Origin of the sequence: Streptomyces sp. NRRL S-337 (genome assembly GCF_000720175.1) — a bacterium.
GTDB lineage: Bacteria > Actinomycetota > Actinomycetes > Streptomycetales > Streptomycetaceae > Streptomyces > Streptomyces siderophoricus.
Map to the genome: position 1 here is coordinate 349,123 of NZ_JOIX01000002.1, position 26,999 is coordinate 376,121.

29 protein-coding genes and 1 pseudogene are annotated in these 26,999 nt (G+C 70.7%); 16 read left to right on the forward strand and 14 right to left on the reverse strand.

The window, feature by feature from the left end; translation table 11 throughout:
* Window positions 1–144: 144 nt before the first annotated feature.
* Window positions 145–396: a hypothetical protein gene (locus IG62_RS48290; RefSeq protein ID WP_051797524.1), complete on the reverse strand. Its 252-nt coding sequence runs from the start codon at window positions 394–396 to the stop codon at window positions 145–147.
* On the opposite strand from IG62_RS48290, the gene IG62_RS48295 reads away from it, so the two are divergent.
* Window positions 340–933 carry a LuxR C-terminal-related transcriptional regulator gene (locus tag IG62_RS48295; RefSeq protein ID WP_234326257.1) on the forward strand — a complete coding sequence of 198 codons (594 nt, stop codon included), beginning with the start codon at window positions 340–342 and terminating at the stop codon, window positions 931–933. The genes IG62_RS48290 and IG62_RS48295 overlap by 57 nt on opposite strands.
* A gap of 5 nt (window positions 934–938) precedes the next feature.
* On the opposite strand, the gene IG62_RS0103925 is transcribed toward IG62_RS48295, so the two are convergent.
* The gene (locus tag IG62_RS0103925) at window positions 939–1,856 is read right to left on the reverse strand and encodes an SMP-30/gluconolactonase/LRE family protein (protein WP_030797587.1); all 918 of its coding nucleotides are present in this window, start codon (window positions 1,854–1,856) and stop codon (window positions 939–941) included.
* A 100-nt stretch (window positions 1,857–1,956) separates the two neighbouring features.
* Here IG62_RS0103925 and IG62_RS0103930 point away from each other — a divergent pair, with 100 nt between their 5' ends.
* Complete coding sequence (locus IG62_RS0103930; protein WP_030797590.1) at window positions 1,957–2,394, forward strand: Lrp/AsnC family transcriptional regulator; 438 nt, start codon at window positions 1,957–1,959, stop codon at window positions 2,392–2,394.
* A 57-nt stretch (window positions 2,395–2,451) separates the two neighbouring features.
* Here IG62_RS0103930 and IG62_RS0103935 read toward each other — a convergent pair whose 3' ends face one another.
* Complete coding sequence (locus tag IG62_RS0103935) at window positions 2,452–2,934, reverse strand: hypothetical protein (RefSeq protein ID WP_037837710.1); 483 nt, start codon at window positions 2,932–2,934, stop codon at window positions 2,452–2,454.
* A 147-nt stretch (window positions 2,935–3,081) separates the two neighbouring features.
* On the opposite strand from IG62_RS0103935, the gene IG62_RS0103940 reads away from it, so the two are divergent.
* Window positions 3,082–3,966, forward strand: a complete 885-nt coding sequence (locus tag IG62_RS0103940) for a hypothetical protein (protein WP_030797594.1) — start codon at window positions 3,082–3,084, stop codon at window positions 3,964–3,966.
* Between the two features lie 53 nt (window positions 3,967–4,019).
* On the opposite strand, the pseudogene IG62_RS44200 reads toward IG62_RS0103940, so the two are convergent.
* Window positions 4,020–4,319, reverse strand: a pseudogene (locus tag IG62_RS44200) (cytochrome P450); the annotation flags it as partial.
* 49 nt (window positions 4,320–4,368) lie between these two features.
* Window positions 4,369–4,557: an amidohydrolase family protein gene (locus IG62_RS0103950; protein ID WP_078871803.1), complete on the reverse strand. Its 189-nt coding sequence runs from the start codon at window positions 4,555–4,557 to the stop codon at window positions 4,369–4,371.
* Between the two features lie 438 nt (window positions 4,558–4,995).
* Between IG62_RS0103950 and IG62_RS0103955 the strand changes: the two genes are divergently transcribed.
* Window positions 4,996–6,189 carry a lycopene cyclase family protein gene (locus IG62_RS0103955; protein ID WP_030797599.1) on the forward strand — a complete coding sequence of 398 codons (1,194 nt, stop codon included), beginning with the start codon at window positions 4,996–4,998 and terminating at the stop codon, window positions 6,187–6,189.
* Between the two features lie 28 nt (window positions 6,190–6,217).
* Window positions 6,218–7,783 (forward strand): FAD-dependent oxidoreductase, encoded by a 1,566-nt coding sequence (locus IG62_RS0103960; RefSeq protein WP_030797600.1) that lies wholly within the window; start codon window positions 6,218–6,220, stop codon window positions 7,781–7,783.
* Window positions 7,784–7,831: 48 nt separating this feature from the next.
* On the opposite strand, the gene IG62_RS0103965 is transcribed toward IG62_RS0103960, so the two are convergent.
* The 4 genes from IG62_RS0103965 to IG62_RS0103980 form a co-directional block, all read right to left on the reverse strand.
* On the reverse strand, window positions 7,832–8,845 hold the full coding sequence (locus IG62_RS0103965) for a DUF5914 domain-containing protein (RefSeq protein ID WP_030797602.1): 1,014 nt from the start codon (window positions 8,843–8,845) through the stop codon (window positions 7,832–7,834).
* On the reverse strand, window positions 8,842–9,831 hold the full coding sequence (locus tag IG62_RS0103970; protein ID WP_030797604.1) for a phytoene/squalene synthase family protein: 990 nt from the start codon (window positions 9,829–9,831) through the stop codon (window positions 8,842–8,844). The genes IG62_RS0103965 and IG62_RS0103970 overlap by 4 nt, the downstream gene beginning before the upstream one ends.
* Entirely contained in the window at window positions 9,828–11,360 is a 1,533-nt protein-coding gene (gene crtI / locus IG62_RS0103975) for a phytoene desaturase family protein (protein WP_030797606.1), read from the reverse strand. The genes IG62_RS0103970 and crtI overlap by 4 nt, the downstream gene beginning before the upstream one ends.
* A gap of 479 nt (window positions 11,361–11,839) precedes the next feature.
* Complete coding sequence (locus IG62_RS0103980) at window positions 11,840–12,133, reverse strand: hypothetical protein (RefSeq protein WP_030797608.1); 294 nt, start codon at window positions 12,131–12,133, stop codon at window positions 11,840–11,842.
* Between the two features lie 331 nt (window positions 12,134–12,464).
* Here IG62_RS0103980 and IG62_RS47010 point away from each other — a divergent pair, with 331 nt between their 5' ends.
* Window positions 12,465–12,773 (forward strand): hypothetical protein, encoded by a 309-nt coding sequence (locus IG62_RS47010; RefSeq protein ID WP_158794973.1) that lies wholly within the window; start codon window positions 12,465–12,467, stop codon window positions 12,771–12,773.
* A 53-nt stretch (window positions 12,774–12,826) separates the two neighbouring features.
* On the forward strand, window positions 12,827–12,994 hold the full coding sequence (locus IG62_RS47015; protein ID WP_158794974.1) for a hypothetical protein: 168 nt from the start codon (window positions 12,827–12,829) through the stop codon (window positions 12,992–12,994).
* Window positions 12,995–13,020: 26 nt separating this feature from the next.
* Here the strand turns inward: IG62_RS47015 and IG62_RS0103995 are convergent, their stop codons facing one another.
* Window positions 13,021–13,923, reverse strand: coding sequence for a hypothetical protein (locus IG62_RS0103995; protein ID WP_078871796.1), 903 nt, complete (start codon window positions 13,921–13,923; stop codon window positions 13,021–13,023).
* A gap of 910 nt (window positions 13,924–14,833) precedes the next feature.
* Here IG62_RS0103995 and IG62_RS0104000 point away from each other — a divergent pair.
* The gene (locus IG62_RS0104000) at window positions 14,834–15,703 is read left to right on the forward strand and encodes an MBL fold metallo-hydrolase (protein WP_030797611.1); all 870 of its coding nucleotides are present in this window, start codon (window positions 14,834–14,836) and stop codon (window positions 15,701–15,703) included.
* 176 nt (window positions 15,704–15,879) lie between these two features.
* Here IG62_RS0104000 and IG62_RS0104005 read toward each other — a convergent pair whose 3' ends face one another.
* Window positions 15,880–16,971, reverse strand: coding sequence for an alcohol dehydrogenase catalytic domain-containing protein (locus IG62_RS0104005; RefSeq protein WP_030797614.1), 1,092 nt, complete (start codon window positions 16,969–16,971; stop codon window positions 15,880–15,882).
* 332 nt (window positions 16,972–17,303) lie between these two features.
* Between IG62_RS0104005 and IG62_RS0104010 the strand changes: the two genes are divergently transcribed.
* From IG62_RS0104010 to IG62_RS0104020, 3 genes are all read left to right on the forward strand, one after another.
* Entirely contained in the window at window positions 17,304–17,774 is a 471-nt protein-coding gene (locus IG62_RS0104010; protein ID WP_030797616.1) for a DUF5959 family protein, read from the forward strand.
* 492 nt (window positions 17,775–18,266) lie between these two features.
* Entirely contained in the window at window positions 18,267–19,178 is a 912-nt protein-coding gene (locus tag IG62_RS0104015) for a hypothetical protein (protein ID WP_199812403.1), read from the forward strand.
* Window positions 19,179–19,247: 69 nt separating this feature from the next.
* Window positions 19,248–20,123: a barstar family protein gene (locus IG62_RS0104020; RefSeq protein WP_234326247.1), complete on the forward strand. Its 876-nt coding sequence runs from the start codon at window positions 19,248–19,250 to the stop codon at window positions 20,121–20,123.
* A 191-nt stretch (window positions 20,124–20,314) separates the two neighbouring features.
* On the opposite strand, the gene IG62_RS0104025 is transcribed toward IG62_RS0104020, so the two are convergent.
* Window positions 20,315–20,617 (reverse strand): hypothetical protein, encoded by a 303-nt coding sequence (locus IG62_RS0104025; RefSeq protein ID WP_030797623.1) that lies wholly within the window; start codon window positions 20,615–20,617, stop codon window positions 20,315–20,317.
* Between the two features lie 218 nt (window positions 20,618–20,835).
* Here IG62_RS0104025 and IG62_RS41360 point away from each other — a divergent pair, with 218 nt between their 5' ends.
* The gene (locus tag IG62_RS41360; RefSeq protein WP_324604606.1) at window positions 20,836–21,573 is read left to right on the forward strand and encodes a phosphotransferase-like protein; all 738 of its coding nucleotides are present in this window, start codon (window positions 20,836–20,838) and stop codon (window positions 21,571–21,573) included.
* A gap of 502 nt (window positions 21,574–22,075) precedes the next feature.
* The gene (locus IG62_RS0104035; protein ID WP_030797624.1) at window positions 22,076–22,471 is read left to right on the forward strand and encodes a VOC family protein; all 396 of its coding nucleotides are present in this window, start codon (window positions 22,076–22,078) and stop codon (window positions 22,469–22,471) included.
* A gap of 173 nt (window positions 22,472–22,644) precedes the next feature.
* Here the strand turns inward: IG62_RS0104035 and IG62_RS0104040 are convergent, their stop codons facing one another.
* On the reverse strand, window positions 22,645–23,466 hold the full coding sequence (locus IG62_RS0104040; protein ID WP_030797627.1) for an SDR family oxidoreductase: 822 nt from the start codon (window positions 23,464–23,466) through the stop codon (window positions 22,645–22,647).
* A gap of 232 nt (window positions 23,467–23,698) precedes the next feature.
* On the opposite strand from IG62_RS0104040, the gene IG62_RS0104045 reads away from it, so the two are divergent.
* A complete protein-coding gene (locus tag IG62_RS0104045; protein WP_051797529.1) occupies window positions 23,699–24,226 on the forward strand; it encodes a TetR/AcrR family transcriptional regulator in 528 nt (175 codons plus the stop codon).
* Between the two features lie 113 nt (window positions 24,227–24,339).
* Window positions 24,340–24,900, forward strand: a complete 561-nt coding sequence (locus tag IG62_RS0104050) for a GNAT family N-acetyltransferase (RefSeq protein ID WP_030797631.1) — start codon at window positions 24,340–24,342, stop codon at window positions 24,898–24,900.
* Window positions 24,901–25,032: 132 nt separating this feature from the next.
* Here IG62_RS0104050 and IG62_RS0104055 read toward each other — a convergent pair whose 3' ends face one another.
* Entirely contained in the window at window positions 25,033–25,623 is a 591-nt protein-coding gene (locus IG62_RS0104055) for a cysteine hydrolase family protein (protein ID WP_030797633.1), read from the reverse strand.
* A gap of 397 nt (window positions 25,624–26,020) precedes the next feature.
* Between IG62_RS0104055 and IG62_RS0104060 the strand changes: the two genes are divergently transcribed.
* Entirely contained in the window at window positions 26,021–26,989 is a 969-nt protein-coding gene (locus tag IG62_RS0104060; RefSeq protein ID WP_030797636.1) for a GlxA family transcriptional regulator, read from the forward strand.
* Window positions 26,990–26,999 lie beyond the last annotated feature (10 nt).

Here is a 26,999-nt window from a genome sequence, read left to right on the forward strand (position 1 = left end):
CCTCCTCGCATGGCGCACCGCCTGCCGGTCACCTCTGCCGCCCTCCATCGTGCCGTCAGCCGCCACACACGTCGACCCCTTCGAGCCGACCCGCCGGGACGTACACCGCGGGATGCGGTGGGCGCCCCGGCGTCGGCACCCCGGTCACCCTCGCTTCGAAGGCAACGGCGGCAGTTCCTGGTGCTGCACGGTGACGGCGCCCTTGATGACCGGCGCGAAGGGAGCGGGGGCCATGCAGGTGCCGATGGGGGACTCCAGGTCCTTCTTGTCCTTGGCGCGGGATTCGAAGTTCACGATGTCCCAGCCGAAGCCGAGGCGGTCCGGTCCGGCGCCGCGCCCCTGCTGGATGCTGAGACCGATCCGCTTGCCTTTCGTCCCGACGTTCGACTCCTCCACGACCGCGGTGAGCGTCGCCGTGCCGCCCCCGGTGACCAGGCAGTTTGCATGCCGATGCTCGACGGCCTGGAGGTAACCCGCCGCCTGACCGGCCCGGCCACGCCCGACCCGCCCCGCGTCCTGGTGGTCACCACTTTCGACCACGACGACTACGTCCGTACGGCGCTGCGCGACGGCGCCTGCGGCTTCCTCCTCAAACGCTCGGGCCCCGGCCTGCTGATCGAGGGCGTACGGGCCGCCATGGCCAGTGCCCTCCTCATCAACCCCCAACTCACCGTCCGCCCCCTGAAGTCCCTGGCCGCTTCCGCCCCTCCCCCGGCGCGCGAGCCCACGCCCCTCACCTCGCGCGAGGCGGAGATCGCCCGTCTTGTGGCGGAGGGGCTGACGAACGCCGAGATCGCCGCGCGTCTCTTCATCTCCGCGGGCACGGCCAAGACGCATATCGCCAATATCCAGGCGAAGTTGAAGGTACGGAACCGCGTGGGCATCGCGGCCTGGTGCTGGGAGACGCGCAACGCCCCGTACGCCGGTCCGTAGGGCCGTCACAGCACCCGGGGCAGTCCCGTCACCGCCATCACGAGCGAGTACAGCGAGGTCGTGGCCGTGATGAACAGCCGGTTGTTCTTGGGACCGCCGAAGGCGATGTTGGAGACCGGTTCGGGTACGCGGAGCCTTCCGATGAGGGTGCCGTCGGGGTGGTAGCAGTGCACGCCGTCGTCGAACGCGGCGGCCCACAGCCGTCCCTGGTCGTCGAAGCGGATGTTGTCGAAGCCGCCGTCGGTGCGCTCCGCGAAGACCTTGCCGTCCGAGAGGGTGCCGTCCTCGCGGACGTCGAAGACGCGGATGTGCCGGGCTCGCGTGTCGGCGACGTACAACTGCCGTTCGTCGGGCGAGAAGACCAGGCCGTTCGGTCCGCCGAAACCGTCCGCGACCCGGTGGACCCCGCCCGTGACGGGGTCGATCCGGTAGACGTCGCAGGTGCCGAGCTCGCTCTCGGCGCGGTGCCCCTCGTAGTCACTGGTGATCCCGAAGTCGGGGTCGGTGAACCAGACCGAGCCGTCGGAGCGTACGACAGCGTCGTTCGGGCTGTTGAGGCGCTTGCCCTCGAAGCGGTCGGCGAGCACGGTGACGCGGCCGTCGGGTTCGGTGCGGGTGACCCGGCGGTTGCCCTGCTCACAGCTCACCAGCCGGCCCTCGCGGTCGAGGGTGTTGCCGTTGATGTGTCCGGCCGGGGAGCGGAAGACCCCGATCGCACCGGTCGACTCGTCCCAGCGCAGCAGCCGGTCGTTGGGGATGTCGCTCCAGATCAGCTGCCGCCAGGCAGGCAGATAGAGCGGCCCCTCGGCCCAGCGGCAGTCCGCGTGCAACTGTTCGAGCCGTGCGTCGCCGTTGGCGCACCTCCCGGTACGGAAGCGCTCGTCCAGAACCTCGTACGGAGTGGGGCACAACTCGCCAGACATGGTCATCCCTTCGATAGCTTCAGTCGAACCACATTCGCAGAGATACTAGTGTGCCCGAACCAGATATGGTGGCGATATGGGAATGGTTCATAAGGAGCTCGTGGACGACATCGACCGGGCGCTGATCGCGGAGCTTCAGCGTGATGCCGGCCAGGCCTACGCCGCGCTCGGCAAGGCGGTCGGACTGTCGGCCGGCGCGGCTCACGAGCGCGTACGCAAGCTCCGCGAGCGTGGCGTCATCCGCCACACCACCGTGGACGTCGACCCGGCCGCCCTCGGGCGGGGCGTGCTCGCCTTCGTCATGGTCGACTCGTCGGCCTGGATGGGGGACGCGGCCGCATCCTTCGCCGCCATTCCCGAGATTCAGGAAGCGCACATCATCGCGGGCGCCGCCTCCGTCCTCGTCAAGGTGCGCACGGCCACCACGGAGGAGTTGCAGCACGTCCTGCGGCGCCTCTACGCGATCGAGGGCGTGAGCGGGACTCAGGCGACGGTCGTGCTGGAGACCTTCTTCGAACGGCCGGTCAGCGCCGATTGATCGCCTCGGGGCCGGGTGGTTGCTCGTGGGTGAAGGGCGCCCGGCCCACGTCCGGCCTCACCCGGGGCCGGCCTCCACCTCCAGGTGGCGGCGGCCGCCCGGGCCGCGGACTTCCAGGGCCTCGAAGCCCCAGTCGCGCAGTACCTGCCGGCACCGCAGGAGGCTCTCCCGCTCCTGGTAGCGGGCACCACTGCCCCGCGGCCCGACCCACCGCACCACCACCAGCCCCGCCCGCTCCCCGTCATCCGTGCGGTAGCCGGTCCGCGCCGGTTCGCCGTCCTCGCAGACGGCTGACGGCGCCATGCCCGCGGCCTCCAGAAGCAGGCTCACCGTGCGCAGCAGCTGGCGCCGCTCCCACTCGGCGGGACGCGTCTGCGGCTCGGGACCGGAGTTGGCCAGACGGCGGATGCTCCGGATGCCGTCGAGCGCCACGCGCAGCTCGGCCGCCCGCGCACCGGTCTCCCCCTCCTCCACGGCGTCACGGCGTTCAGCACCTGTGCGTACGCGCAGGCCGTCCGCCTGGCTGTCCCGGTCGTTCATCGATCGTCACCTGGCCCGGTTCGTTCGGTTCCCACCGGCACGAACGGTACGCATGAGCGAGCCGGCACGCGGAGCGATCGTCCGGGATGCGGACCCTTACCCCGATATTCGATCGCACGAACGAATCATCCCGGGCACAATGCGCGCATGCCGACCACCGCGGAGCACTTGCGCTCCGCACTCGAACCGCTGCCGTTCCCCGCCCGCCTCTCCCTCACCGCGAGGACGGCCCATCGGCTGGCGGAGGAGGGCCAACTCGCCCCGGTGCTCGCCGATTTGGACGGGCGGGGGCCGTACGAGCGGCGGCTCGCAGCATTGGCCGCCCTCGCCGGGGAGGACGCCGGGTTCCTCGCCGGGCGGCTCGCCGATCCCGACCCGGTCGTCGCCGGTTACGCCCGGCGCGCCGCCCGCCTGCTGCCGGTGCCGGACGAGGCGGTGGAGGCCGCGTACGACGAGGCACCGGCCGTGCTGCGGCACCGGCTGGCCCGCCTGCTCGCCGCCGGCGGACGCACCGCGCTCGCCGAACGGCTGGTGGTGCGGCTGCGCGCGGACTGGGGCGACGCCGAGGCCGCGCGCCTGCTGCCGGCCTGTACCACCGCCTTCGTGGCGGGGCACCTCCCCGAGCTCGCGCACGCCGTCGACAGCTGGACAGGACTCGCGCGCCGGCATCCCGACCCGGTGCTGGACCACGCCGAAGCCGCCCTGGCCGAACGCGCCGGCGAACGGCAGCGGGAGGACTGGTGGCGGCTGCACGCCACGGCGGTCGCCGTGCTCGCGCCGCTGCGCCCCGAGCGGGTGCTGACGCTGCTGGAGCGGTACGGGCCCGAAGGCCTGCCGCGCCCGCTGCACACCGGGCTCGGCGCCCTGGTCGACGCGGACGCCGAGCGGGTCGTCCGCTGGCTGACCTCCCCCGACCGGTACCTACCGCGCCATGAACAAGCCTCGGCTGGCCCGAGGAATGGCGGTCACTCCTGCGCTCCCTGCGCAGGCACCCGCATCCTGACGTACGCCACCAAGCGCACCGGACGGTGACCGAAACGGAATGACTGGGGTGCGCCGGCTGTCGTGGCGAGTGCGGCTGCCTGCTAGCGGGCCGTTTCCGTCCAGCTGACCGGCAGTTCGTGGACGCCGTAGATGTTCATGTCGGTCCGGAGTTTCACCTCGGCGGCGGGAACGGCGAGTTCGAGGGTCAGGAAGCGACGCAGCAGTCCGTCGAAACCTGCGCGCATCTCGATGCGGGCCAGTTGCTGGCCGAGGCATTGGTGGACGCCGTGACCGAAGGACAGGTGACCGCGGGCCTTGCGGTGGACGTCCAGGGTGTCGGGGTCGTCGAAGCGCCGGGGGTCTCGGTTGGCGGCCAGCAGCGAGACGACGACGGTCGAGCGTTCGTGGCGGTTGCTCCGGCCACATTCTCCGACGGACCTGACACCCGCCTCACAGGCTCGTGTCGCGATGGGTCGGGCGGCCGTCCAGGATGGTGAGCAGCACGGGGAGGTCGGGCAGGTCGGTGGCGGGGGTGGTGAGCGGGTTGTCGGCGAGGACGGTGAGGTCGGCGCGGTGGCCGATGGCGAGCCGGCCGGCGTGGTGCTCCTCGCCCGCGGCGCGGGCGGCGTTGAGGGGCATTCCCTGCAGGGTGCCGCACGGCGCGCGGAGATCGTCGCCGCGGCGGCCGGCGTCGCCCCACACCCTCTCTCTACACCGGCCCCCTCGCCCGCGCCCTGCACGGCATCGACCTCGCCCTCCCTGTGGGCATCGCCGTCGCCTCGGCCCTCTACGTGGTCCTGATGCGCCGCGGCCTCACTCACAACACCCGCCACACAGCCGGCGCATAGGACGGCGCGCCCTGCCGCGACGGCACGTGCGGCCGACGGCGGGACGTCGCGCGCTCCAGGGCCGCAGGAGCACCGTGGAGTTGCCGTGGCGTTGCCGTGGGCCCCGTCCACCGGCATTCCCCCGCCTCGCCGCGCGTGGCGGCCGTCGTCCCCGCCCCGGCTGGGGAAGGATCGTCGCGGGCGCCCGCGGGCGCCATGGGTGCTGGGTGGCCGGACGGAAAGGACGGGTGTGCGGGACGCGGATGTGGTCATCGTCGGCGCGGGAGCGGCGGGGCTGTCGCTGGCCTACCGGCTGTGCGGCGCACCGGATGCCGGAGCACGTCGGCCGACCGTGGTGTTGGTGGACGCACCTCCTGGACCGCGAAGACCGCCGGAACGTACCTGGTGTTTCTGGGAGGCGCCGGGCGGCGACTTCGACCGGGCGCTGACTGCCGAATGGGACGCCCTGCGGGTGTACGGACCCGACGGCACACAGCGGGTGGGGCGGCCCGCGCCGCTGCGGTACAAGATGCTGCGGTCGGGCGATTTCGCCGCCGCCGTCGAGGCCCGGCTGGCCGGGGACCCCGCCGTGCGGCGCGTCGAGGCGACGGTGACGGCGGTGCGCGACACCGCCGACGGCGCCGAGGTGCGGGGGTGCGATGCTGCGGGGCGCCCGGTGGCGCTGCGGGCCCGCTGGGCCTTCGACTCCCGCCCGGGGCAACTGCTCCCGCCCGCCCGCACCACGCTGCGGCAGCACTTCCGGGGCTGGTTCGTCCGTACCCGCAGAGCGGTCTTCGACCCGGATGTGGCGGACTGGATGGACTTCCGCGTTCCGCAACCGGCCCACGGCCTCGCGTTCGGGTACGTCCTTCCGCTGGACCCGCACACGGCGCTGGTGGAGTACACCCGGTTCTCCCGGCGGCCGCTGGCGGTCGCCGACTACGAAAGGGCGTTGCGCCACTACACCGACGAGGTGCGCAAGCTCGGTCCGTTCGAGATCACGGGTGCGGAACAGGGCGTCATCCCGATGACCGACGGCCGGTTTCCGCACCGGGCGGGGCGCTCGGTCTTCCGCATCGGGACCGCCGGCGGCGCCACCCGCCCGTCGACCGGCTACACCTTCGCCGCGGTGCAGCGCCAGACCGCGGGCCTCGCCGCCGCGCTCCGGCGGCCCGGGGCGCCCCTGCCGCCGCCGGTGCACAGCCGTTGGGCCCGGGCGCTGGACGCCGTGCTGCTGCGCGGGCTGGACAGCGGGCGGGTGGACGGCGCCGCGTTCTTCAGCGACCTGTTCGGCGCGGTGCCCACCGAGCGTCTGCTGCGGTTCCTCGACGGTCGTTCCCGGCTCTGGGAGGACCTGACCATCGGGTTGCGCACGCCCGTGCTCCCCATGCTCCGTACCGTCGCCGAACTCCCGCTGCTGCCCCGAAAGTCCGCCCCGTGGTGACCGGGGCGGCCCGCCACCGGGAGGAACCATGAACGCTCGGTACGTGCCCTCGTCCCCCACGGCCGGCCGGCGCGGCCGCGACCGCCGCGCGCGGGTGCTGCACGGGCCCCCGGGTGCCGCACGGGCGGCGGCCGACGGGCCGCCCGCGGTGGCGGTGATCGGCGGCGGCATCGCCGGCCTGACGGCCGCCACGGCGCTGGCCGAGCGCGGGGTGCGGGTGACGCTGTACGAGCGCGAAGGCGTCCTCGGGGGCCGGCTGGCGGGCTGGCCGGTGCGGCTCGCCGACGGCTCGGCGGCGACCATGAGCCGGGGATTCCACGCCTTCTTCCCCCAGTACTACAACCTGCGGGGGCTGCTGCGGCGCATCGACCCGGGACTGCGAGTGCTGCGACGGCTCCCGGACTATCCGCTGCTGCACCGCTCGGGCACCCGCGACAGCTTCGCCCGCGTACCGCGCACACCGCCCTGGAGCGCCCTGGGTTTCATGGCCCTCAGCCCGACCTTCGCCTGGCGGGACCTGGCCCGGATGCGCCCCGGCGCGGCCCTGCCGCTGCTCGACGTCCGGGTGCCGCAGATCTACCAGCGGCTCGACGGAACCAGCGCCTGGGACCTGCTGGCCCGCATCGGCTTCCCCAAGGCCGCGCGCCACCTCGCGTTCGAGGTGTTCTCCCGGAGCTTCTTCGCCGATCCTCGCCAACTGTCCGCGGCGGAAATGGCGTTGATGTTCCACATCTACTTCCTCGGGTCCAGCGAGGGGCTCCTGTTCGACGTGCCCGCGGAGCCGTACCCGCAGGCGCTGTGGGCTCCGCTCGCCCGGTACCTGGAAGGGCACGGCGTACGGCTGCGGACGGGCACGCCGGTGGAGCGCGTCGCGCCGGGGGGCGGCCGGGTGCGCGTGGCCACGGGCAGCGCGACGCACCGGTACGACGCCGTGGTGCTCGCGCTCGACACCGCCGGTCTGCGGCGGATCGTGGCGGCATCCGACGGACTGGGTGACGCCGCCTGGCGGGCGCGCATCGGGCGGCTGCGCACCGCGCCGCCGTTCCTGGTGTCCCGGCTGTGGCTGGAGCGGCGGGTGGCCCCCGACCGCCCCGGCTTCCTGGGCACCAGCGGCTTCGGTTCGCTGGACAACATCAGCGTGCTGGAACGCTGGGAGGGCGAGGCCGCCCGCTGGTCCGGCCGCACCGGCGGTTCCGTCCTCGAACTGCACGCCTACGCGGTGCGGCCGGACGCCGACCGGGCACACGAACAGCGCCGTCTGGTCGAGCAGTTGCACACCGTCTACCCGGAGACCCGCGGGGTGCGGATCGTCGACCAGCGCCACGAGTGGCGGGCCGACTGTCCGCTGTTCGCGGTGGGCGGCTACGCCGACCGGCCCACCGTCCACACTCCCGACCCCCGGGTGGTGGTCGCCGGCGACCTGGTGCGCACGGCGCTGCCGGTGGCGCTGATGGAGCGCGCGGCGACCACCGGGTTCCTGGCGGCCAACGCCCTGTTGGCCCGCTGGGGCGTGCGCGGTCACCCCCTGTGGACCGTGCCGGACAAGGGACGGGTGGCGGCACTGCGGTGGGCGGCCGGACGCGCCGGACGCTGACCGCCCCCGCCCCTCGTGCCTCGGCCCGGTCAGCCCGAACAGCGGCCGTCAGCCCGGCCAGCGGCCGCTGTGGCGCAGCTGCCAACGGCGCTCGGCGTACGCGAGGTCATCCCGCCACAGCCGGCCGGCGGCCGCCCGCATCAACGGGCGCACCAGCGGAGCAGCGGCGCGGGCCAGCGCGAATCCGGACCGGTCGGAGCGGGCCAGCACCGCTTCGACCACCGCGGTGCGCGGCCGGCCGCGGTCGTCCGGGGCCAGTGGCGTGGCATGGGTCTCGACCACCGACCCCGCCCCCTCGCCGTCGACGAGGTGCATCACCACCGTGCGCGGCTCCGGCGCGGTGAAACGTGCCGTCACCGGAACCACCGCGCGCCCGGCGACCTTGAAGGAGACCTCGACCAGGAACTCGTCCGGGCCCTCGGTACCGGCCTCCGTCGGTGCGCCGACCACCCTGAGGTCCACGAACGAGTAGGGGTGGAACCACGCCCCGTGCCAGGGGTCCAGCCGGTTGGCCACCACGTCCTCCGGTTCGCACTCGCCCACGGCGGTGTGCACGGCGACGAGCGTGCCGGCCGGTCCGGGCCGGGGCGGGAGCACCGGCCGCGGCAGGGGCGGTTCGCCGCCGGCCGCGTCCAGCCGGACCCAGGCGAGCACTCCGTCGTCGTGGGCGGGGAACGGTTCCCAGCCGGCGAACGCGGCGCCGTCCAGGGCCAGTCCGTGCCAGCGGCAGCGGAGCGTGCCGCAGTGCACGGCGCCCTCCGCCAGCGGCGCCCCGAGGTGCGGGCAGGCCCCCGGCCCGGCCACCAGACGCCCGGTGGCCTCGCGCCAGGCGACCACCTCGACGCCGGCCACCGTCCGGCCGAACGGCTTCCGGGGCCCGATGTCGTGGGCCGCGCCGAGCACGAACCAGTTGCCCGACGGTCGGGCGAGCGCCCTTTTCAGCGCCCCGTCGATGACGGCGGGCCGGGCGTCCCGCCAGGTGGGCCGCTGCCGCTCCCACCGCTCGGGCCTGTGCCGCAGCCGCAGCGGGACTCGTGGCCGGTGACGGGCGCGCGGGCTCATGCGCTCTCCTTCTGCGCCGGCTGCGGCATCCGTTCCCGCGGCGCTGCGGACGGCGGGGCGGTCAGACGGGCCGCGACGGACCGGGCCAGCCCGCCCAGTGCGGTGACCGCGCGGCGCCGGCGGGAGACCACCGCACGCCGGTGCAGCACGGCGTACCCGTCCTCGCGCACCGCGTCGAGGATGGCACCGTAGAGCACGAAGGCGGTGCGCATGCACGGACGCGACACCGGGTCGAGCATGGCGAGGCCGGGGGCCGCCTCCCGGTAGACGCCGCGGGTGAGCTCGGCCGCGGCCGCCAGCGCCTCGGCGATACGCGGGTCCGGGCGGCCGGTGTCCCGACTCCACCGCAGCAGTGCGCGGTCGACACCGTGCGCCGCCAGCAGATCGGCAGGCAGATAGACCCGCCCCCGGTCGAGGTCCTCTCCGACGTCCCGCAGGAAGTTGGTCAGCTGGAAGGCGACGCCGAGCGCGGCGGCGTGCGGGGCGGCTTCCTGGCGGGGGACGACGGTGCCGAGTACGGGCAGTATCTGCAGGCCGATCACCGCCGCCGAGCCGTGCATATAGGACCGCAGGTCCGCGTAGGTCGGGTAGTCCGTGACGACCAGGTCCATCCGCATCGACGTCAGGAAGTCGGCGAAGTGGGCATGGTCGATGCCGTACGCGGCGACGGTGTGCGCCACCGCCCGGACGACCGGCTCCGGGCTCGGTTCGCCGCGCAGACCGTCCTGCAGGGTCCGGTGCAGCGCGGAGAGCGCCCGCGCGCGGTCGGCGGTGCTGCTGCCGGTTGCCGGGTCGTCCACGAGGTCGTCGGCGTGGCGGGCGAAACCGTAGAGCGCGTGCACGGCCGGCCGCCGGTCGGCCGGCAGCAGCCGGGTGGCCAGGAAGTACGTTCTGCCGTGCCGGGCGTTGAGCCGGCGGCAGTGGGCGTAGTCGGCGCGCAGCCGGGGATCGGTGATGCCCGCCGCGGTCAGTTCGCGCTCCGTCATGCCGGTACGGTCCGTTCACCGGTCCGGGGCGCGCCGGCGCGGGAACGCGGCGGACGGAGCCCGGTCACCCGGGCGGCCGCCAGCTTGCCCGAGATCAGCACGGTCGGGACACCGACGCCGGGGGTCGTGCCGCACCCCGCCAGCACGGCGTTCTCGGTACCGCGTACGAGGTTGCGGGGGCGGAACGGGCCGGTCTGCGCAAAGGTGTGCGCGGCGGAGAACGGCGTACCGGCGGCCAGTCCCTGCGCCGCCCAGTCGGCCGGCGTGACCGTGCCCAGGTCCTCGGCGGTGGCGAGCCCGGTGAACCCGCGGCGCTCCAGGAGCGACAGCAGATTGTCCCGGTACCGGGGCGCGAGCGCGGGCCAGCCCTCGGCACCCGGTCCGGTCTCGGTGTTGGGGCACGGCGCCAGGACGTAGTGCAGATGCCGGCCCGGCGGGGCGAGTGCGGGGTCCGAGGCGGTGGGGCGGGTCACCAGCAGCGACGGATCGCTCATCAGCTGTCCGCGGCGGGTGAGTTCGTCGAAGGTGCGCTCCCAGGCCGCGCCGAAGGAGAGCGTGTGGTGCGCGGTGCCCGGCCAGGTCCGCGCGCCACCCGCGTGCAGGACCACGGCGGACGGCGCGTGGCGCAGCCGGACAGGACGCCGGGGCCGCCGGCCGAGCAGGCGGTAGGTGACCGGGAGGTCCGGGGTGAGCACCACCGCGTCGCAGGCGATCCGCTCGTGTGCGGTGACCACCGCGCTGATCCGGCCGCCGGCGCGTTCCAGCCGGGTGACGGGCGTGCCGTAGCGGAATGCCGCACCGGCAGCAGCGGCGGCATCGGCCATCGCCCGCGGCAGCGCATGCATACCGCCGCGCGGGAAGTACACCCCGGCGACCGTGTCCATGTAGGCGATGACGGCGTACGCGGCCAGGGCCCGGGCGGGCGGCACCCCCGCGTAGAGCGCCTGGAACGAGAAGACCCTGCGCAGCCGCGGGTCGGTCAGGAACCGGCCGATGCGGTCGTCGAGCCGGCCGAACCCGCCGAGCGCGGCCAGCCGCGCCAGGTCCGGGTGCAGCAGTTGCAGCGGCGAGTCGAAGTTGCTGTCGATGAAGCGGCGGTGCTGGGCCTGGTACACCTGCTCCAGCCAGCGCCGCAGCCGCCGGTAGCCGTGCGCCGCGCGGGGGCCGGCGAACCGCTCCACCTCGGCCTCCATGGCCTGAGGGTCGGTGTGCACGTCCAGCTCGCTGCCGTCGGCGAACCGGGCGCGGTACGCCGGGTGCAGCTGCTGCAGCACCAGCCGGTCCGAAAGCCGCTCACCGACGGCGGCGAACGCCTCCTCGATCAGGTCCGGCATGGTCAGCACGGTGGGTCCGGTGTCGATGCGATAGCCGCCGTGGTCGACCCGCCCGGCCCGCCCGCCCGGCAGCCCGGCCCGCTCGACGACGGTCACCTGGCGGCCCGCGCCGAGCAGATGCAGCGCGGCGGACAAGCCGGAGAGCCCGGCCCCGACCACCACAACATGATCGGTGGGCCCTGGCAGCGTCCTCACCGGACTCCGCCTCCACCCTCACCGTCACTGCCATGGTCGCCGTCACCACTGTCAGCCCGCGCAGCACAGGCTGGCGCGCAGGGTGCGGTCCCGCCACTACGGCGCATCGCACCTCCTCACGGTCTCCGCATGGTCTCGCCGACCAAGGGGCAGGCGCACCACGTTCCGGCACGTCACAGCCCTGTCTGCGCCCCTGGAAGCGCCACGGGGGCGTGGCCGGGGCCAGCCTTCACTTGACCACGACGCACGCCGAAATCGCCGTAACCGCCACCGGACACACCAGCAAAACCGCCGCTCGGCGCGGCAACAACGCCGTACGGCCGGGGTGGCGGCGGCGCCGGCCGGTCAGGGTGCAGCAGCAACGTCCGGTCACGGGGGGGGGCGGCAGCGCCCTTGTGCACCTCACTCGGGTCGAGGGCTGGCGGCCTCCGGGGCGAGTACTGGCGGCCTCCGGGGACGAGGGCTGGCGGCCTCCCGGCTCAGTCCCGCGGCCCCTGCGGCTTCCGCTGTTCCCGCTGCTCCTGCTGCTCCTGCTGCTCCTGCTGCTCCTGCTGCTCCTGCTCATCAAGCGGCCAGTTGCGCTTCTCGCACAGCCGCGCCACCCTGCTGGCCAGGTCCTCGGGCACCGGAACCCCCAATCGGCGGGCGGCCCCGAGCCGGTGCCGGACCAGACCCAGGGTCCAGTCCAACTGCTCGTCACTGCGCGCCGCGAATTCCTGGAGCGCCTCCACCATCAGCTGCTGCCGGTCGATGTTCGCGACGTCCTTTGTCATGGGCGCTGAACCTACCTGGGCCTCCTGCCCCGGTACACCGCTGGACGCAGAAGTTATCCGACTGCTACCGCAGTGACAGACACCAGCAATACGGACAACGGTCCCACCCGCGGCGGGCCGCATCCCTCGCCGGCCCTCTCCTCCATGCCTGCCCGGATTCATCACGTTACTTGATGAGTCCAGGAGCCATGTGCCCCTTGGTCGCGTCCGCCTCCCACGGTGAACTGGTCCTGCTCATCGCCGCAGCCCACGGGCGGCTGATGCGGACAGGTCGCGACATGACGCGCCGCCGTGCCGAGCCGAGATAAGACGACACGACAAGGGGTGCTCGATGGGCGCCACCTTCGCCCTGGAGGCGGCACTCGGAGCACCGGAGCAGGTGGCCGGCGTGGTGTCGATCAACGGCCCCGGCTACTGGCCCAGCCAGGGCATGGCGGGCGCGCTCCACTCGCTGTGCGCGGCACTGGCCGCCGATCGCCCCGCGGCCCTGGCCGAGTGGATCCCGCGCTGGTTCGCCCCGGCGGCCGACCCCGCCCTGGCAGAGCAGACCGTTCAGCAGGTCCTGAATCAGGCGTGTTCATCGACGAGTTTTTCGCCGAAAGCAACCTCCACGACCCGCGCGCGACCATCGACCGACTGAGGGTCCCGGCGGTCTTCGTACACGGCCGACTCGATACGGAGGTCCCGCTGGAAGTGTCCCGGACCCTGGCCGCGCTGGCCCCGTACGGCGCATTCCACGCGATCGAGCAGGCGGGCCACATGCCGCATCAGGAGCAGCCCGCCCTCGTCAACGCCCTGATCCGCACCGCGCTCGCCCGGCAGGCCGCCGGCACTATGCCGACGGCCACCAGATCGTGCTGAGGCACAGAAGTTACCTACCCCGGACGCTACTGGGCGCGAATCTCGAACGGCAGCGTCCGGTAGAAGAACGACGTGTCACCGGTGCCCACCGACACACCCGCGTCCACCTTGACCACGGGAGCGGAGTCCGCGACCGCCAGGCGCAGGCGGTAGACAGCGGTGGCGCCCGGCGCCAGCGGCGTCTTGGCGGTCGGGATGAGCTGGGCGCCCATACCGGGGTCGCAGCCACCGGGCAGCAGCGAGACGCGCTGCCAGCCGTGACCGGGCACGTACTGCTGGAGCACCAAGTCCTTCGGCTCCACGGCACGCCCGCTGCCCTGGCCGTAGGCGAAATAGCCGGCGTTCAGTGCCGGGTAGGCCCGCTTGGTGGTGTTCTTGACCGCGAGGGTGAACTCCTTCGCCGCGCCACCACGGGCCAGTGCGGTGCCGTCCGGCCAGCCCGTGATCGTGGTCGTCGGCCGGTCGACGACGGCGCTCCTGGCTGGCGCCCGGTAGGTGTGGCCGTGTCCGTCGTTGACCGAGGCGGCCACGGTCAGGCGGCCGGGCCGGTCGATGTCTTGTACGCGCAGGGCCACCGTGGCGGGGCGGCCGGCGCTCGCCGCCACCGAGACGGGGAAGGTGAACGTCCCCTTCTCCGGATGGTCGCTACCGACCGGCCGCTGGTCCAGATCGACCCAGCGGTGGGTCTTGGGAACGTAGCGCTGGATCATGAGGGAGGCGGCGCTGAAGCCGTGCGTGGTGACGTCCAGGCGGACGGTGCCCTTGGAGACCGGCGTACGCAGGGTCACCCCGGAGGACGACCACAACCCGACCGGCGCCTCCGAGGCGAGACTGTACGAGACCTTCTCCCCCGCTCTACCGGTGACGCCGACAACCGGGTCAGCCGCTTCCGCCCGCCCCGCGGACGTCATCCGCTCTGAGGAGGTCATTCGGGCTGCGGACGTCATCCGGGCTCCGGAGGTCATCCGGGCTGCAGGGGCGCTCTTGGACGCTGTCACCGCAGCGCCGCAACTCGCCACGGACCTGGACTGTGCCCCACCAGCCACCTGGACGGGCGCGGCCTGCCCGGGAGCCGCTACCCCCACCACCAGAGCCAGCCCGGCCGCAGCCGCCACCGTCGCACCTACTGCCGCCCGCCGCGCTCCTGCGGACCGTTGCGCTGTACGTGTCATATCTCGCCCCCACATCGAACGCGGACGCATCAGCTATGCGCCTCTGAGGAAGAGGAGGCGCCCACGCGGAACCGGGTTCCCGCAAACCCTGCCAAACACCGGAAATTCACCGACATGGGTGGCCGACCGGCAGGATTCGCCACACCCCCACCCGCCGCAGCAGATCATCGAGCCCCTGAGTGAGTACACGGATTCGACGTGGAAGCGACGACTGAGGGCCGCCACGAATCCGTACAACTCACCTTCCAGGGACTGGCCTCCACGGAGCACACCGACGTTGACGCAATGCAGGAGTCGGGATAGCCGGGAACGCCCTCAAGCCACGCCTGTCCAGAACGGCGAAAGGGCTGAGCGGAAGCCCGTCACCCACCTGCGGCCAGGCGTGCCCGGCGCGATCAGCCCGGGTCCGCCGAGCCGGCACAGCCCCAGCCCACCGCCACCGTCGCCACGAGAGCCCCCAATGCAACAACGAAAATCCCAAAGGTGAGCAGAAGTAGCAAACCCCACAAGCAACTCAAAAACCGCCAAACCCCTCCCCCCTGGCCACCTCGTGAGAGCGGTTCGGGCCCGGAAGTACAAGATCGGCGGGAGCTACCGATTTCGGTTGCACACGGTCATCCTGAAAAGGCGGCCCGGTTCGGGTCCGTTCCCCGGAAGGAGCCTTGCCATGGACGGCTGGTACGTCGACGACCGCTGCACCAACTGCGACGTCGCCCGGCAGTTCGCACCCGACCTGATCACCGAAGCCGCCGGCGCGTCGCAGATCATGCGCCAGCCGCGCGACGAGGAAGAGATCCGACGCTTACACGCCGCCGTCTTCGCTTGCCCCACCCGCTCGATCCGCCCGACGTCCGGGCGGCCCGACCGGTCCCTCGATGCCTTCCCGATGGCCCTGGACGACGGCGTCCTGATCTGCGGCCACAACTCCCAGCACACCGCCGGCGCCAACTCCTACCTCCTTCTGCGGCCCTCCGGCTCAGTCATGATGATCGACACCCCTCGCTGGAGCCGTGAACTCGCGGCGCGCTACACCGCGTTGGGCCCCGTCACCGACGTACTGCTCACCCACCGCGACCACGTCGCCCACGGCCGCCGCTACGCGGACCACTTCGGCGCCCGACTGTGGATCCACGAGGGCGACCTCGACGCAGCACCGGACGCCGACCAGGTGATCCGCGGCCTCGAACCCGTCGAAATCGGCGAGGGGGTCACCGCTCACCCCCTGCCCGGCCACACCCAAGGCAGCGTGCTCTACCTCGCCGACGACCGGTACTGCTTCAGCGGAGACAGCTTCTACTGGTCCCGCACCACCGGCGATCTGGAGGTAGCCGAGAGCGTGACCTGGTACTCCATCGAGGAATTGGCCAACTCCCTTGCCAGGACGGCCCCACAGCTGCGGTTCGAATGGGTCCTCCCCGGCCACGGCGACCGTCACCACCTCCCCGCCGACGAGATGTCCCAGCGCCTGCAAGCACTCACCGAACGCACCCGCCTGCTCCGCCCCCAGCCGATCGACTTCACCGCCGTCCGCTGGTAAAAGAACGCCCGGCCAGCGGACTACCGCGGGGCCAGTGGGCTACGGGACCAGGGGACTACGGGGCAAGCAGTTCGTGGGACCCGGACCACGGGGCGAACGAGCCAGCCAGACCCGTCGTGGGTCCCCGCGTGTGGCTGGCGGCCTTCGAAGCCCACGATGACTGACTCCGACCGCGCTCACCCTCCCCCTCCCGGCCGAATGACCGTCAGGCTGAAGCGTCCGCCCTCGACAGCGGCGTGCTGCAAGGCCGCGTTGGCGTCGGCAAGGTCGAAGGCGGTGACGTCGAACTGCCGCAGGTCCAGTTGTCCGGACCTCGCCAGTTGGATGACTTGGGGGTTGGCGTGGCGGGGGCACAACCACTGGCCGCGTAGGGTGACGTTGTTCCTCATGAGCCACGGATAGGGCAGTGCGAGGTCGTCACCTCCCAGCATGCCGACGCCTCCCATGAGCACCACCGTCCCATGCTCGCGGACCGTCATCACCGCCGCCCGTACCGCGGTCGTTGGAGCCGAGGGCGGCAGCAGATCCAGTACGACGTCGATCGGCCCCGGCGCCGCCGCGCGCATCCGCTCCCGGTCCGCCTCCTCATCACCCGACAACCGCACTGTTCTGATACGGGGTCCGAAGCGGCGCTCCAGCTCGCAGAGCATCCCCTCATTCCGCCCCGGCGCGACAACGCTGCCCGCGCCCATCGCCAGCGCGACCGCGACGGCGGCGCTCCCGAAATTGCCGGTGGCACCGCTGATCAGCACGGTCTGGCCGGCCTGCAGTCCGGCGGCGAGCAGACCGCCGTACGGCACGAGAAGGACCAGGAGTGCACACCACCGGCCCGCGTCCGCCGCATCGATGGCACCGAGGGGAAAGACGTTCTCGGTCGGGACCAGCAGTTGCTCGGCGAACGAGCCGTGCCCGAAGTGTTCCTGCAAGCGCAGGCCGCCCTCCCCGCGGGCACTCAGGCCCTGGAGTGTGATGTCCGGCGTCAACGCGTCGTCCCGCGCGCGAATGGTCGGATCACACAGCACCCAGTCACCGACGCGCAGCCGCGTCGAGTCCGGGCCGACGGCGCGCACCCGACCCACCGCCCCGGTTCCGGGAATCACCGGCAGCGTGAGCAGGTACTGGCGTTCCCCGCGGAACACCTCCGCGGCGTAGGGCAACACACCGGCCGCCTCGACATCAACCACGACCTCGCCCGTCCCCACCACGGGGTCAGGCACGGTTTCGATCACCAACGACGACCCGAACTCCTTCAGAACTGCGGCTCGCATTTCTTGACGGCCTCGCTTCCCGCTCACCCTCGTAGAAGCCACCCGACGTGGCACCACGCCATCGTGAAAGCGCCCCCGAACCGCAACCAGACCACGCTTCATCCCCGTACCGGGCCCACCACCTTCCTGCAAGGCCAGGCATCGCGCGGTCAGCAGGTGGCGCGTCGAGCCGACGTCACGCACGGGCCCTGTCCCGCAGTGCAGTGCAGTGCAGCTCAGATCAGATCAGCTCAGCTCAGAGAACGGGTCGTTGGGGGCGCCTCCGCTCGTACGCGGCTCGTGGGAGAGGATGCACGCTACTCGCACCAGCCAAGGCCTTACGGAGGCGCACTATGGGAGAGCCGGAACCGGTCGACCTGATTCACCTGGCAGACACCGACGGCGACCGGTGCATCGTCCGTATCACTGGACGTTCCCAGCCCGGCGTCCTGACTGGTCACGACACCTTGCGTGCCGATGTCCTGGTGTCCACCAGTTTCCTTGACGCACGCCTTGAGCTTTATCTCCTCCAGCAGGATCTCTCCACTTGGGAAGAGGAGCTCGAACGGCTGGTACCACGCGGCAACGCGGGTCTAGGCGGCGGGCGGGGCCTTGAGCTTGGCATTCAACTCAACGAGGACGAGTCAGTGGGAGTGACCATCCACGACCCCGACCGGCTCTCCACGTTTTTCTGGATCCGGCCTCAGGACGACTGGATCCAGGACCACCGAGCCCGACTGAGCCAAGTGCGGCAGGTCTGGCCGAGCGAGGTCATCGAGACGGCTCCCATGTCCTACGAGTGGAGCCCGAGCCGCAGGAAGTGAACATCTCAGGGGTTGCTCGTCCCCACCGAGCCATGAAGATCACGAACTAGGGCTGGAGGATGGCCATGCAGCGACACTCGGAACATTCGGGTGAAGGCTGCAGGCGCACAATGTCGACGAGGCGACCGTTGAGGGCGCGTGGGGGCGGTGGGGATGGGAGACCGGATGTCCCAGGAATCACGGGAATCAGGGGATTCACGGGAATCAGGGGCTCGGCGTGGGTGGCGGTTCCTGCTGCCGGTCGGCGTTGGTCTGGTGCTCCTCCTATTGTCGGCAGGGCTGTTCGCCACCGTGCCGGGCGAGTTGGCGGAGAGGAACGCGTATGCCACGGCGCCCCCCTGCCCGACTGGCTCCCGGTCGGATGCGTGCACGACGACGGTTCCGGCAACCGTCAACGGCACGGAGGACGAGCCCAGTGGCAAGACCGTCCACCACTGGCTCCTCGTTACCGAACGAGGCACAGACACCGAGCGGCGTGCGCGGCGCGTGCGGATGGACGGGTCGGAACCGGTCTACGACAGCGTGCGCGCCGGTGACGAGGTGGAGCTGACGTACTGGCGGGGTGAGATCCGCACCGTGCGGTTCCGTGCCGCCGCTCAGGAGACCTGGGAGTCTCCGGAGGGCAACTGGCGCTTCCCGCTGGGCGCCGGCCTCTTTCTGCTGCCCTTCGCGCTGATGGTGTGGTGGCTCGTCTGGTGGCACCGCTGCCGCTATACCTCCACCACGTACAACAGGCTCTGGCAGCTCACCGTGGCTGTGGTGACAGGGACCGTGGTGAGTTGCGTCGGCATTCTCGGGAGCATGGTCGGCCGCGACGTACCGAACGCCCTTCTGATCACGGCAGCCGCTGTGCTGCCGGCCGCGGGCCTGGGCGCACTGTGCGCCTGGTGCCAGCAGAGACGCACGAACCGCGCTGCCGCGACCGTCAGCAGCATCGTTCCGGTTCCGCCGACGGACAAGCGGTGCATGCGCGCGGCCGTACTCGGAGACGTTCCCTACAGCGTGGACGGCTTCGACCACCTGGTGGTGGGTGATGGCCGGCCGGCCACCACACCGGATCCCGATGGGCGCGTCGCCCGCAGAACGCTTCCGGAGACGCTGGTCGTGCAGCACGTCCGAGCGCTTCGACCCGATGACCCTCAGTTCTGGAAGCAGGCCTTCAAGTACGACGCAGCCGTCATCGAATGCCGGGACGGTGAGCACACCGTCCTTATCGCCATTGCCCGGCGTGGCGCCCCTCTTGCCCTCGGCGCGCTGGTCAAGCCGTCTTCCTCTTCCCCCACCACGGCCGGCTCCGGGCAGCACCAGCACCCCGACGAACGCCCCACCTGTGCCGACGAACACCCCACCTGTGCAGACGAACACCACACCTCCGCAAACGCCGGGCGCACCGACGGCGCATAGGGCTTCCCCGCTCTACGGCAATTGGTCAGCTCGCCGGTCACGTCTCAGGCTCTGTAGGATCGGTCAATTGTGAGTAACTCAGGGGAGTCCGGCCGCCAGTTGAGCCTAGGGAAGAAATACGCCCTCACCGGCGAGGAAGACGAGAACGACTTCTGGGGCTTTGCGCAGGACGCCAGGGGGTTGTTTTCTCCCTTGGAGGAGGAGGGCTGGCGTCAGGTTGAATTCGTGGGGAGCGCGCCGCAGGGTGGGCTGTTGGCCTCGCTTGATCATGTCGGCGGGCTTCGCGCGGTTGCGGGAAACGCGTATCTGGATGTGCTCGACGCCGAAGGCGTCAGCATGGGGTCCTACTTCGTGAACGACGTCACCGTGCTCTCCGTCCGGCCTTCGCCTACGGGGGCGGATCTGGTCGACGTCACGGTGCGCATGTGGTGCGACCAGGCCATGCCCGGTTCGGCCTGGGTCTGGGAGTTGATCCGTGCAGGTCGGCTGACCCGTACGGGCCTGTGGCAGGAACTCGATGCTGCTGGTCGACGCGCATGGCTGTCAGTTGCTCTGTGGTCGCACCGCTACCAACGCCGCGGAATTCCGGATGCCCCCGCGGGGACGGTATTCACGTTGGACGGTCGGCACATCGTGGACCTGGACAGTTTCTATTGCGCGCTCGGTGAGGCGGTCAACGGCCCGGGCGGATATTTCGGGTGGAATCTCAATGCCGTGGACGACTGCCTCAGAGGACGTTGGGGCGCCACTCCTCCGTTCACCCTGAATTGGCAGCACTCCACCGTCGCCCGGACCCACCTGGTGAACCATCCCACGGTTCAGGAGGACCCCGCCGAGAACACCGGCGAGAACACCGCCGAAGACGCTACCGAGGACGCCGCCACCCCGTTCGCGCTTCTCTTGCACATCTTCGAAGATCGTGGCATCGAAGTGGTGCTGAAGTGAGGACAGGCAACGGTGAGGCCAGCAACGGTGAGGAGAGTCCGCAGTGACGACCGGCCACCGCTGGCAATAGCCTCCTGCTCGGCTCAGGCGCATGGCGGCGGCGAGACGACGTCGGCTGCTGCTGCTCCCGGTTGCCAGGAGCGTGGCGCTCGTCGTCCGGTACAGCCCACTCCCGTACGACCCCACCTCCGTTACAGCGGTGGGTGATCCGGCACGGGAGAGGCAGCGACCTCGTCGTCAAGGATCTGCTCCCGCGCAGCGGTGGTCATCTTGTTGATGGCAATGGCCTGGGCAAGCAGCTCACCGGCGGGGGGCGGATTCGTGAGCAGGTCGTCGGATTCCAGAGTGGGGAGGGCCTGCCTGATCAGACGCTGCGCTTCGGGAGACCTGGGTACCGCGTCGGCCTTGAGGAGGTTCAACATCGTCTCCAACGCCTCGGCCAGCTCGCGGACCGCGTCCCGCAGCTCGTCCGTATCGGGGCATTCATCGCTCATGTCACAACGATCCCGGGTCGGCCGCAGATATGCCAGAGCGCCCGCCGGATCCAGCCACGGCGCGTCGGCGATTCGCCTGGGAACACGTGCACGAGACAACACCGCCCGAGTGGACCGTGACGGCGCTCGTGCCCGGCCTTGGTGCACCGCACTGGCGAGGGTGCCCAGCATCAGGATCGGGTCGGCACCGGCCGCGTCGGTGGCACGAGGCACATGCCATGATCACACTCGGACACGCCATACGCTCCACAGCACGTACAGGCGCGAACCAGCTGAGGTCAACTCCGCACGAGGGGCGACGACATGGCAGACGACAACGACGACCGCGTGGCAACCGCCGTTCGGGAGGCAGCTACTCCAGGCACGGCCGACCCGGCCCATACACGCATTCCCGACACCCCGGCCGGCGGCAAAGTCATCCTGCTCAACGGTACGTCCAGCTCAGGCAAGTCGAGCATCGCCAGGCACTTCTCGACATGCTCGACGGCACCTGGTTCCACCTGCCCGTTGACGCCTTTCACGCGATGCGCTGCAAGGGACCGATATCCGACGAGGATCTCCAGGCCGAGATCGACCGCACCTGTAAGGGCTTTCACCGTGCGGTCGCCGGCATGGCTGCCGGGGGTAACAACCTCATCGTCGACTATCCACTCAGCCGCCGCTGGCGGCTGCTGGACCTCCTCGATGTGCTGGTGCCCGAAGACACCATCCTGATCGCGGTGCGCTGCCCGCTGCCCGAGTTGGAGCGCCGCGAGCGCGAACGGGGCGACCGGCAGCCGGGATTGGCCGCCATGCAGTACGACCAGGTGCACTCCCACGAACTGCACGACCTCGACGTGGACAGTGGTCTCCACTCACCCGAGGAATGCGCCCGTCGCATTCGCGACTTCCTCCCAGGGCAATTGCGGCCCACTGCTTTCGAGAGGCTTCGGCAGACGCTGCGGAATCCCACATGACCGGCGGCGGGAAGCGCCCCGGGCCCGGCGCGCCGGTCTGGTAGCCCGGGATGGACGGCGAATTCCATCCCTTCCGGCACCTGGCAGACGTACACCAGGTCCGCGCCGCACCCGCACGTGTAGTACTCGGGGTCCTGGGCCCAGGAGGGCGTACCACCCACCTTGAAGAACCCGGCGCCAGGACCCTGCCCTTCAGGGGTGTCTGTGAACGGATGAAGCGTCAAGGGCAGGGGGACCAGGGACGGTTCGGCCTCCGCGGCCGGCAGCACAGCATGCCTCTGGAGCAGCACGCGCCAGAACGGCCGCGGGTACGGCGGCTGCGGAGCGTCCCAGTACCGGGGTACGAGCCGGCCGTCAGACAACTGGGGGTCGGACGCGTCATTGTGCGCCCGGCAGTGGAAAACCAGCAGATGGTCTCCGCCGAAATGTACGGCCAAGCCAATCCAGGACGGTTTCCCATCGAGGACAGTAACCGTCCTAGATCCGTGTCAGGCTGAGCTGCATGACGACATTCCGTGGACTTGCCACCATCCGCTATCACGCCGACAGTCTGGACGCCGCCCGTGCCTGGTACAGCGAAGTCCTCGGCGTGGAGCGGTACTTCGTAAGCGATGAATACATCGAGTTCCGGCTCGGTGACCACCTGCAGGAGTTCGGTATCTCGCGCACTCCGTCTGCGCCTGCCGGCGTGGTCGCGTACTGGCACGTGGACGAGGTGGACGCGGTGATGGCGCGGCTGCTGAAGCTCGGCGCAAAGGAACATGAGCCGTTGCGCGACTACGGCGACTTCCGGGCCGGCGCGGTGCTCGACCCGTTCGGCAATATCCTCGGTGTGATGCACAACCCGCACTACGCGCAGGTACTGGGCGAGAGTGGCCGCGCGGCTTCCGGCAGCTGATGACGTCCCGCGCCGGGTGGCCTGTTGCTTGCGGCCTGGAGCCGGGGAACCTGTGATCCACCACCGCACCCGACCCGGGCGGCCACGGGAAACGCTGCCGGTGCGCCCTGGCGTCCCGGGCAGGAACGCCAGGGCGCACATGTCAAGGAACGACATAGACGCCGAGGACCGATCTACCGGAAGGCGGCGACGTTCCGCGCGGCCCATTCACGGAAGCCGTGCGCGGGACGTCCGAGTGTCCGCTCGACGTCGGGACTGACCCGCCGCTCCTCCGGGGTCGGCTCGCCCAGAATCGCCAGTGTGCCCTCGACGACCGGCAACGGCATGAATTGCGCCATCTGCGCATGCGCCTCCTCGCGGGACTGCTCCACGAAACGGACCGGTTCCCCCAGCGCCTCGGCGAGCGCCGCCGCGCGTTCGCGAGGGGTGACCGGCTCCGGTCCGGTGAGGTTGTACGTCGCGCCGTCATGCCCCTGCTCACGCAGAGCGGCGGCGCCGACCGCGGCGACGTCGTCCGGGTCGATGAAGGGCAGGCCGACATCACCGAACGGAGCGGCGGCGGTGCGATGGAGCCGGACCGGCTCCGCCCAGGCCAGGGCGTTCGACGCCATACCGCCGGAGCGCATGATGGTCCATGCCAGCCCCGATCCGCGCACCGCCGCCTCGAATCTGCCCGCATGCGCGTAGACCTCCGGCCGGGTCCCCACTCCCTGGCTGGACAGCAGAACGAGCCTCCGAACCCCCGCAGACTTGGCCGCCTCCACGATCCCCTGCGGATCCTCCCCGGCCACCAGGAGAAACACCGCCTCCGCCCCGTCGAGCGCGGGTCGCAAGCCCTCGACGTCCCCCAGGTCCGCGGCGACCACGCGCACGCCCTGAGGAACATCAGCCTCGGTGATGCGGCGGGCCACAGCCGTGACCCGTTCCCCCGCCCCGACCAGCATCCGTACCAGTGTCCGTCCCACATTGCCCGTAGCGCCCGTAACGACGATCACGACGACCCCCATAGATGAGTGAGTGAGTAAGTGAGTAAGTGACTCAGGTGGGCACTCGGCACACCCCGCGAAGCGAGTCAGTTCGCCAGTTAGCCAGCTAGTTAGTTCGTTAGTTAGTTAGTTGACTGACTCACTGGTGAGAACGTAGCACATCCCCCGGCCTATAGTTAGTCGGGTGACCAACTCACAGAGTGCGAGAGCGAAGAACGCCGGTGCCAAGCGGCAGCGTCTGATGGCCGCCGCTGCCCAAGTGGTGCACCAGCAGGGCGCCGAACGCACCACCATCGCCGACATCGCGCGCGCCGCCGACGTCCAAGTGGGCAACGTCTACTACTACTTCAAGACCAAGGACGAACTGGTCGCCGCGGCGCTCACCGAACACACGCGTCAGCTGGAGACCCTCACCGGCGAGCTGGACCGGCTGCCCGATCCGCGTGAGCGGCTCAAGTCCCTCGTACGGGGCTGGGTCGGGCAGCGTGACCTCGCGGCACGCTATGGCTGCCCCACCGGGACGCTCGCCACCGAGCTGGACAAGCGCGCAGCGGGCGGGCTGGACAAGGAGGCGGGCAAGGTCATCCGGCTGCTGCTGGACTGGGTGGCGAGCCAGTTCCGGGAGCTGGGCCTGACCGATCCCGACGGACTCGCACTGACCCTGGTGGGCGCGTACCAAGGGATGTCCCTGCTGACCAACGCGTTGCGGGACCCGCAGATCATGGTGAAGGAAGGCGACCGCTTGATCGCGTGGCTGGACACTCTCTGAACGCGGATGCCGTAGTGGGTGGCGCCCAGGCGGTGGCTCGGTGCAGTCGCCAGCGCCTCGACCACTGATAAATGCGTTGTTGAGGTGACGTGACTCGGTCAGGATCTCGGACCATGGACCGCCCCTCTGCCATCCTCCGCTCGGGCCAGGTCGAGCTGCGCCGTTGGCGCACGCACGACATCGAGATCCTGGACCGGTTGGTCGACGAATCACGTGACCACTTGCTCGCCTGGGTGCCCTTCGCGGCCAGCCACAACCGGAAGCAGGGCGAGGAGTTCCTGGCCCGGTGCGAAGAGGAGTGGGCGGCGGGACAGACGTACTACTACGCGATCACCTCGGGCGGTGTGGAGGCCGGCAGCTGCAGTCTGATGCGCCGGATCGGGCCGGGCGGGCTGGAGATCGGATATTGGCTCCACCCTGATTGGACGGGGAAGGGGTTGGCCACCATGGCCGCTGGTGCCCTGGTCGCCGCAGGACGCCGACTGCCCGGCATCGACCGCATCGAGATCCATCACGACGAGGCCAACCCCGCCAGTGGGGCCGTCGCCCGGCGCCTGGGCTTCACCGAAATCGAGCGCGTCCGACTGCCGGACGGGCCCGAGACCCCGCACGAGACGGGCATCGATGTCATCTGGCGCCTGCAGATCCGGCCCTCGCCCTCACCGAGCACCTGACCTGCACCTGCACCTGCACCCGCACCTGACGCTGCTGACCGTATGGGTGCGTACGTGGGGAGACCCGCCGCCTGTCAGGGCGACGAGCCACCGGGGGCGGCGCCGGCGCGGCGCCGCCCCCGCCCCTCTTCCTCAGCTCAACGACGAGCCGGACGGGACGACGACGCCGTACAGGTCGGCGATCGTCGCGAGCGCACCGTGGTGGAGCTGTGCGGCGGATACGTCGGCCGCCGGCGTGTGCAGAGGCCGCGTCGCGCAGGCGTCGGCGACGACGGTGGGCCGGTTGCCGCGCAGGAACGCGCCGGCGGCGGTGAAGACCACGCACATGTGGGTCATGAACCCGGCGATGATGACGTCCTTGTTCCCGGCGGCATCGACGTGGTCACCCAGGTCGGTGTCGTGGAACGCGTTGGGCGTGGGCTTGACGACGACGGGCTCGCCCTCGACGGGCGCCACGCGTGGGTGGATTTGGCCGATTTCCGCGCGGATGTCGTACGGAGTTCCCTCACCGCCGTCGTTGATGACGTGGATGATCTTCGTCCCCGTGTTTCGGGCTCGGGCCAGCAGCGTGGCCCCGGCGTCGAGAGCTTGCTGCCAACCCGCCAGCTCCAACGCCCCACGGGTGTAGGTGTTTTGGTAGTCGATCAGGATCAGTGTCGCAGCGGACAGCGATGCCGGCGTCTGATCGAATCCGTTGAGTTCCCGCAGAGTTGTCGTAGACATTGCTGCACTTTCTCGGGGTGGGTTTCGAAGGTTCGGGTCGCCGCGCGGTGGCACAGCCCACGCTACGGAGCCGCCCCACATGGCGGCAATGTCATGTAACTTGCAGATACAGACATGCGCTTACCTCACCTCGTTCCCCTCGCACGGCTCGTATCGCATCGGACGTCTCGTCTCGTCTCGCATCACATCGCCTCGCCATCGCGTCGCATCGCAGCGCAGCGCAGCGCCTGGCATTGCCTCGCATCACCGTTGCCAACCCGGCGGAGACCCCTTGAGCAGCTCGACCAGCTCGAACAACAGCAGTCGCACCACCACCAGCGACGGCAGCAGCGGCGGCAGCAGCAACAGCAACAGCAACAGCAGCAACAGCAACAGCAACAGCAACGTCAAACGACTCATCGTCGTCCTCCTCTTCGACGGCGTCGACCTGCTGGATGTCACCGGTCCCCCCGAGGTCTTCGCACTGCTGCAACGGGAGACGGGCGACGCGGCGGGCTACCACGTCGTGCTGGCCGCCGAAACCATGGACCCCGTCACCACCTCGGCCGGGGTGCGCATCCTCCCGGACATCACCTTCCAGGAGGCGTCGGCGCGGAGCATCGACACCCTGATGGTTCCGGGCTCGGTCGAGGTCGACGACCAGCACCGCGTGCAGGCCCTCACCGACCCCACGGTGGTCCAGTGGGTGCGGACGCTCGCCGGCCGGACGCGGCGCATCGCCTCCGTCTGCGTGGGAGCGCATATCCTCGCAGCCGCCGGGCTGCTGGACGGAAGGCGCGCCACGACCCATTGGTCGACCGCGCAGCAACTCGCCGCCGATCATCCTGCGATCGAGGTCGACGCCGACCCGATCTTCATCCGCGATCAGAACGTGTGGACCGGCGCGGGCATCACCGCTTGCCTGGATCTCTCACTCGCCCTGGTCGCCGAGGACTTCGGCGAGGCCATCGCCCTTCGTGTCGCCCGGCAGCTCGTGATGTACCTGAAGCGCCCGAGCGGCCAGAGCCAGTTCAGCGTCCCGATCGACCCCGTCTCCACCACGCGACGCATGGACGATCTCCGCCACCACATCACGCAGAACCTCGCCGAACCTCTCACCGTCGCCGATCTCGCCGACCACGCCCATGTGAGCGAACGCCAACTGACCCGGATCTTCAAGACCGAGCTCGGCATGACGCCGGCTGCCTACCTCGAATCGGCCCGCGTGGAAGTGGCCCGAAACCGACTCGAGTCCACGGATGACACCCTCGAACGCATCGCATCCGCCTGCGGCTTCCATACGACCGACACACTCATCCGGGCATTCCGCCGCAGACTCAACACGACACCGACGGAGTACCGCAATCGTTTCCGGCATACCGGTTAGCGGAGACCAC

What these genes read in the sequence shown, in the direction of transcription:
- IG62_RS0103925 (WP_030797587.1), bottom strand. Translation starts at nt 1,856, where the DNA reads ATGTCTGGCGAGTTGTGCCCCACTCCGTACGAGGTTCTGGACGAGCGC.
- IG62_RS0103935 (WP_037837710.1), bottom strand. Translation starts at nt 2,934, where the DNA reads ATGAACGACCGGGACAGCCAGGCGGACGGCCTGCGCGTACGCACAGGT.
- IG62_RS0103940 (WP_030797594.1), top strand. Translation starts at nt 3,082, where the DNA reads ATGCCGACCACCGCGGAGCACTTGCGCTCCGCACTCGAACCGCTGCCG.
- IG62_RS0103950 (WP_078871803.1), bottom strand. Translation starts at nt 4,557, where the DNA reads ATGCCCCTCAACGCCGCCCGCGCCGCGGGCGAGGAGCACCACGCCGGC.
- IG62_RS0103960 (WP_030797600.1), top strand. Translation starts at nt 6,218, where the DNA reads ATGAACGCTCGGTACGTGCCCTCGTCCCCCACGGCCGGCCGGCGCGGC.
- IG62_RS0103965 (WP_030797602.1), bottom strand. Translation starts at nt 8,845, where the DNA reads ATGAGCCCGCGCGCCCGTCACCGGCCACGAGTCCCGCTGCGGCTGCGG.
- IG62_RS0103970 (WP_030797604.1), bottom strand. Translation starts at nt 9,831, where the DNA reads ATGACGGAGCGCGAACTGACCGCGGCGGGCATCACCGATCCCCGGCTG.
- IG62_RS0103980 (WP_030797608.1), bottom strand. Translation starts at nt 12,133, where the DNA reads ATGACAAAGGACGTCGCGAACATCGACCGGCAGCAGCTGATGGTGGAG.
- IG62_RS47010 (WP_158794973.1), top strand. Translation starts at nt 12,465, where the DNA reads ATGGGCGCCACCTTCGCCCTGGAGGCGGCACTCGGAGCACCGGAGCAG.
- IG62_RS0103995 (WP_078871796.1), bottom strand. Translation starts at nt 13,923, where the DNA reads ATGACCTCCTCAGAGCGGATGACGTCCGCGGGGCGGGCGGAAGCGGCT.
- IG62_RS0104000 (WP_030797611.1), top strand. Translation starts at nt 14,834, where the DNA reads ATGGACGGCTGGTACGTCGACGACCGCTGCACCAACTGCGACGTCGCC.
- IG62_RS0104005 (WP_030797614.1), bottom strand. Translation starts at nt 16,971, where the DNA reads ATGCGAGCCGCAGTTCTGAAGGAGTTCGGGTCGTCGTTGGTGATCGAA.
- IG62_RS0104010 (WP_030797616.1), top strand. Translation starts at nt 17,304, where the DNA reads ATGGGAGAGCCGGAACCGGTCGACCTGATTCACCTGGCAGACACCGAC.
- IG62_RS0104015 (WP_199812403.1), top strand. Translation starts at nt 18,267, where the DNA reads ATGGACGGGTCGGAACCGGTCTACGACAGCGTGCGCGCCGGTGACGAG.
- IG62_RS0104025 (WP_030797623.1), bottom strand. Translation starts at nt 20,617, where the DNA reads ATGAGCGATGAATGCCCCGATACGGACGAGCTGCGGGACGCGGTCCGC.
- IG62_RS41360 (WP_324604606.1), top strand. Translation starts at nt 20,836, where the DNA reads ATGATCACACTCGGACACGCCATACGCTCCACAGCACGTACAGGCGCG.
- IG62_RS0104035 (WP_030797624.1), top strand. Translation starts at nt 22,076, where the DNA reads ATGACGACATTCCGTGGACTTGCCACCATCCGCTATCACGCCGACAGT.
- IG62_RS0104045 (WP_051797529.1), top strand. Translation starts at nt 23,699, where the DNA reads ATGGCCGCCGCTGCCCAAGTGGTGCACCAGCAGGGCGCCGAACGCACC.
- IG62_RS0104050 (WP_030797631.1), top strand. Translation starts at nt 24,340, where the DNA reads ATGGACCGCCCCTCTGCCATCCTCCGCTCGGGCCAGGTCGAGCTGCGC.
- IG62_RS0104055 (WP_030797633.1), bottom strand. Translation starts at nt 25,623, where the DNA reads ATGTCTACGACAACTCTGCGGGAACTCAACGGATTCGATCAGACGCCG.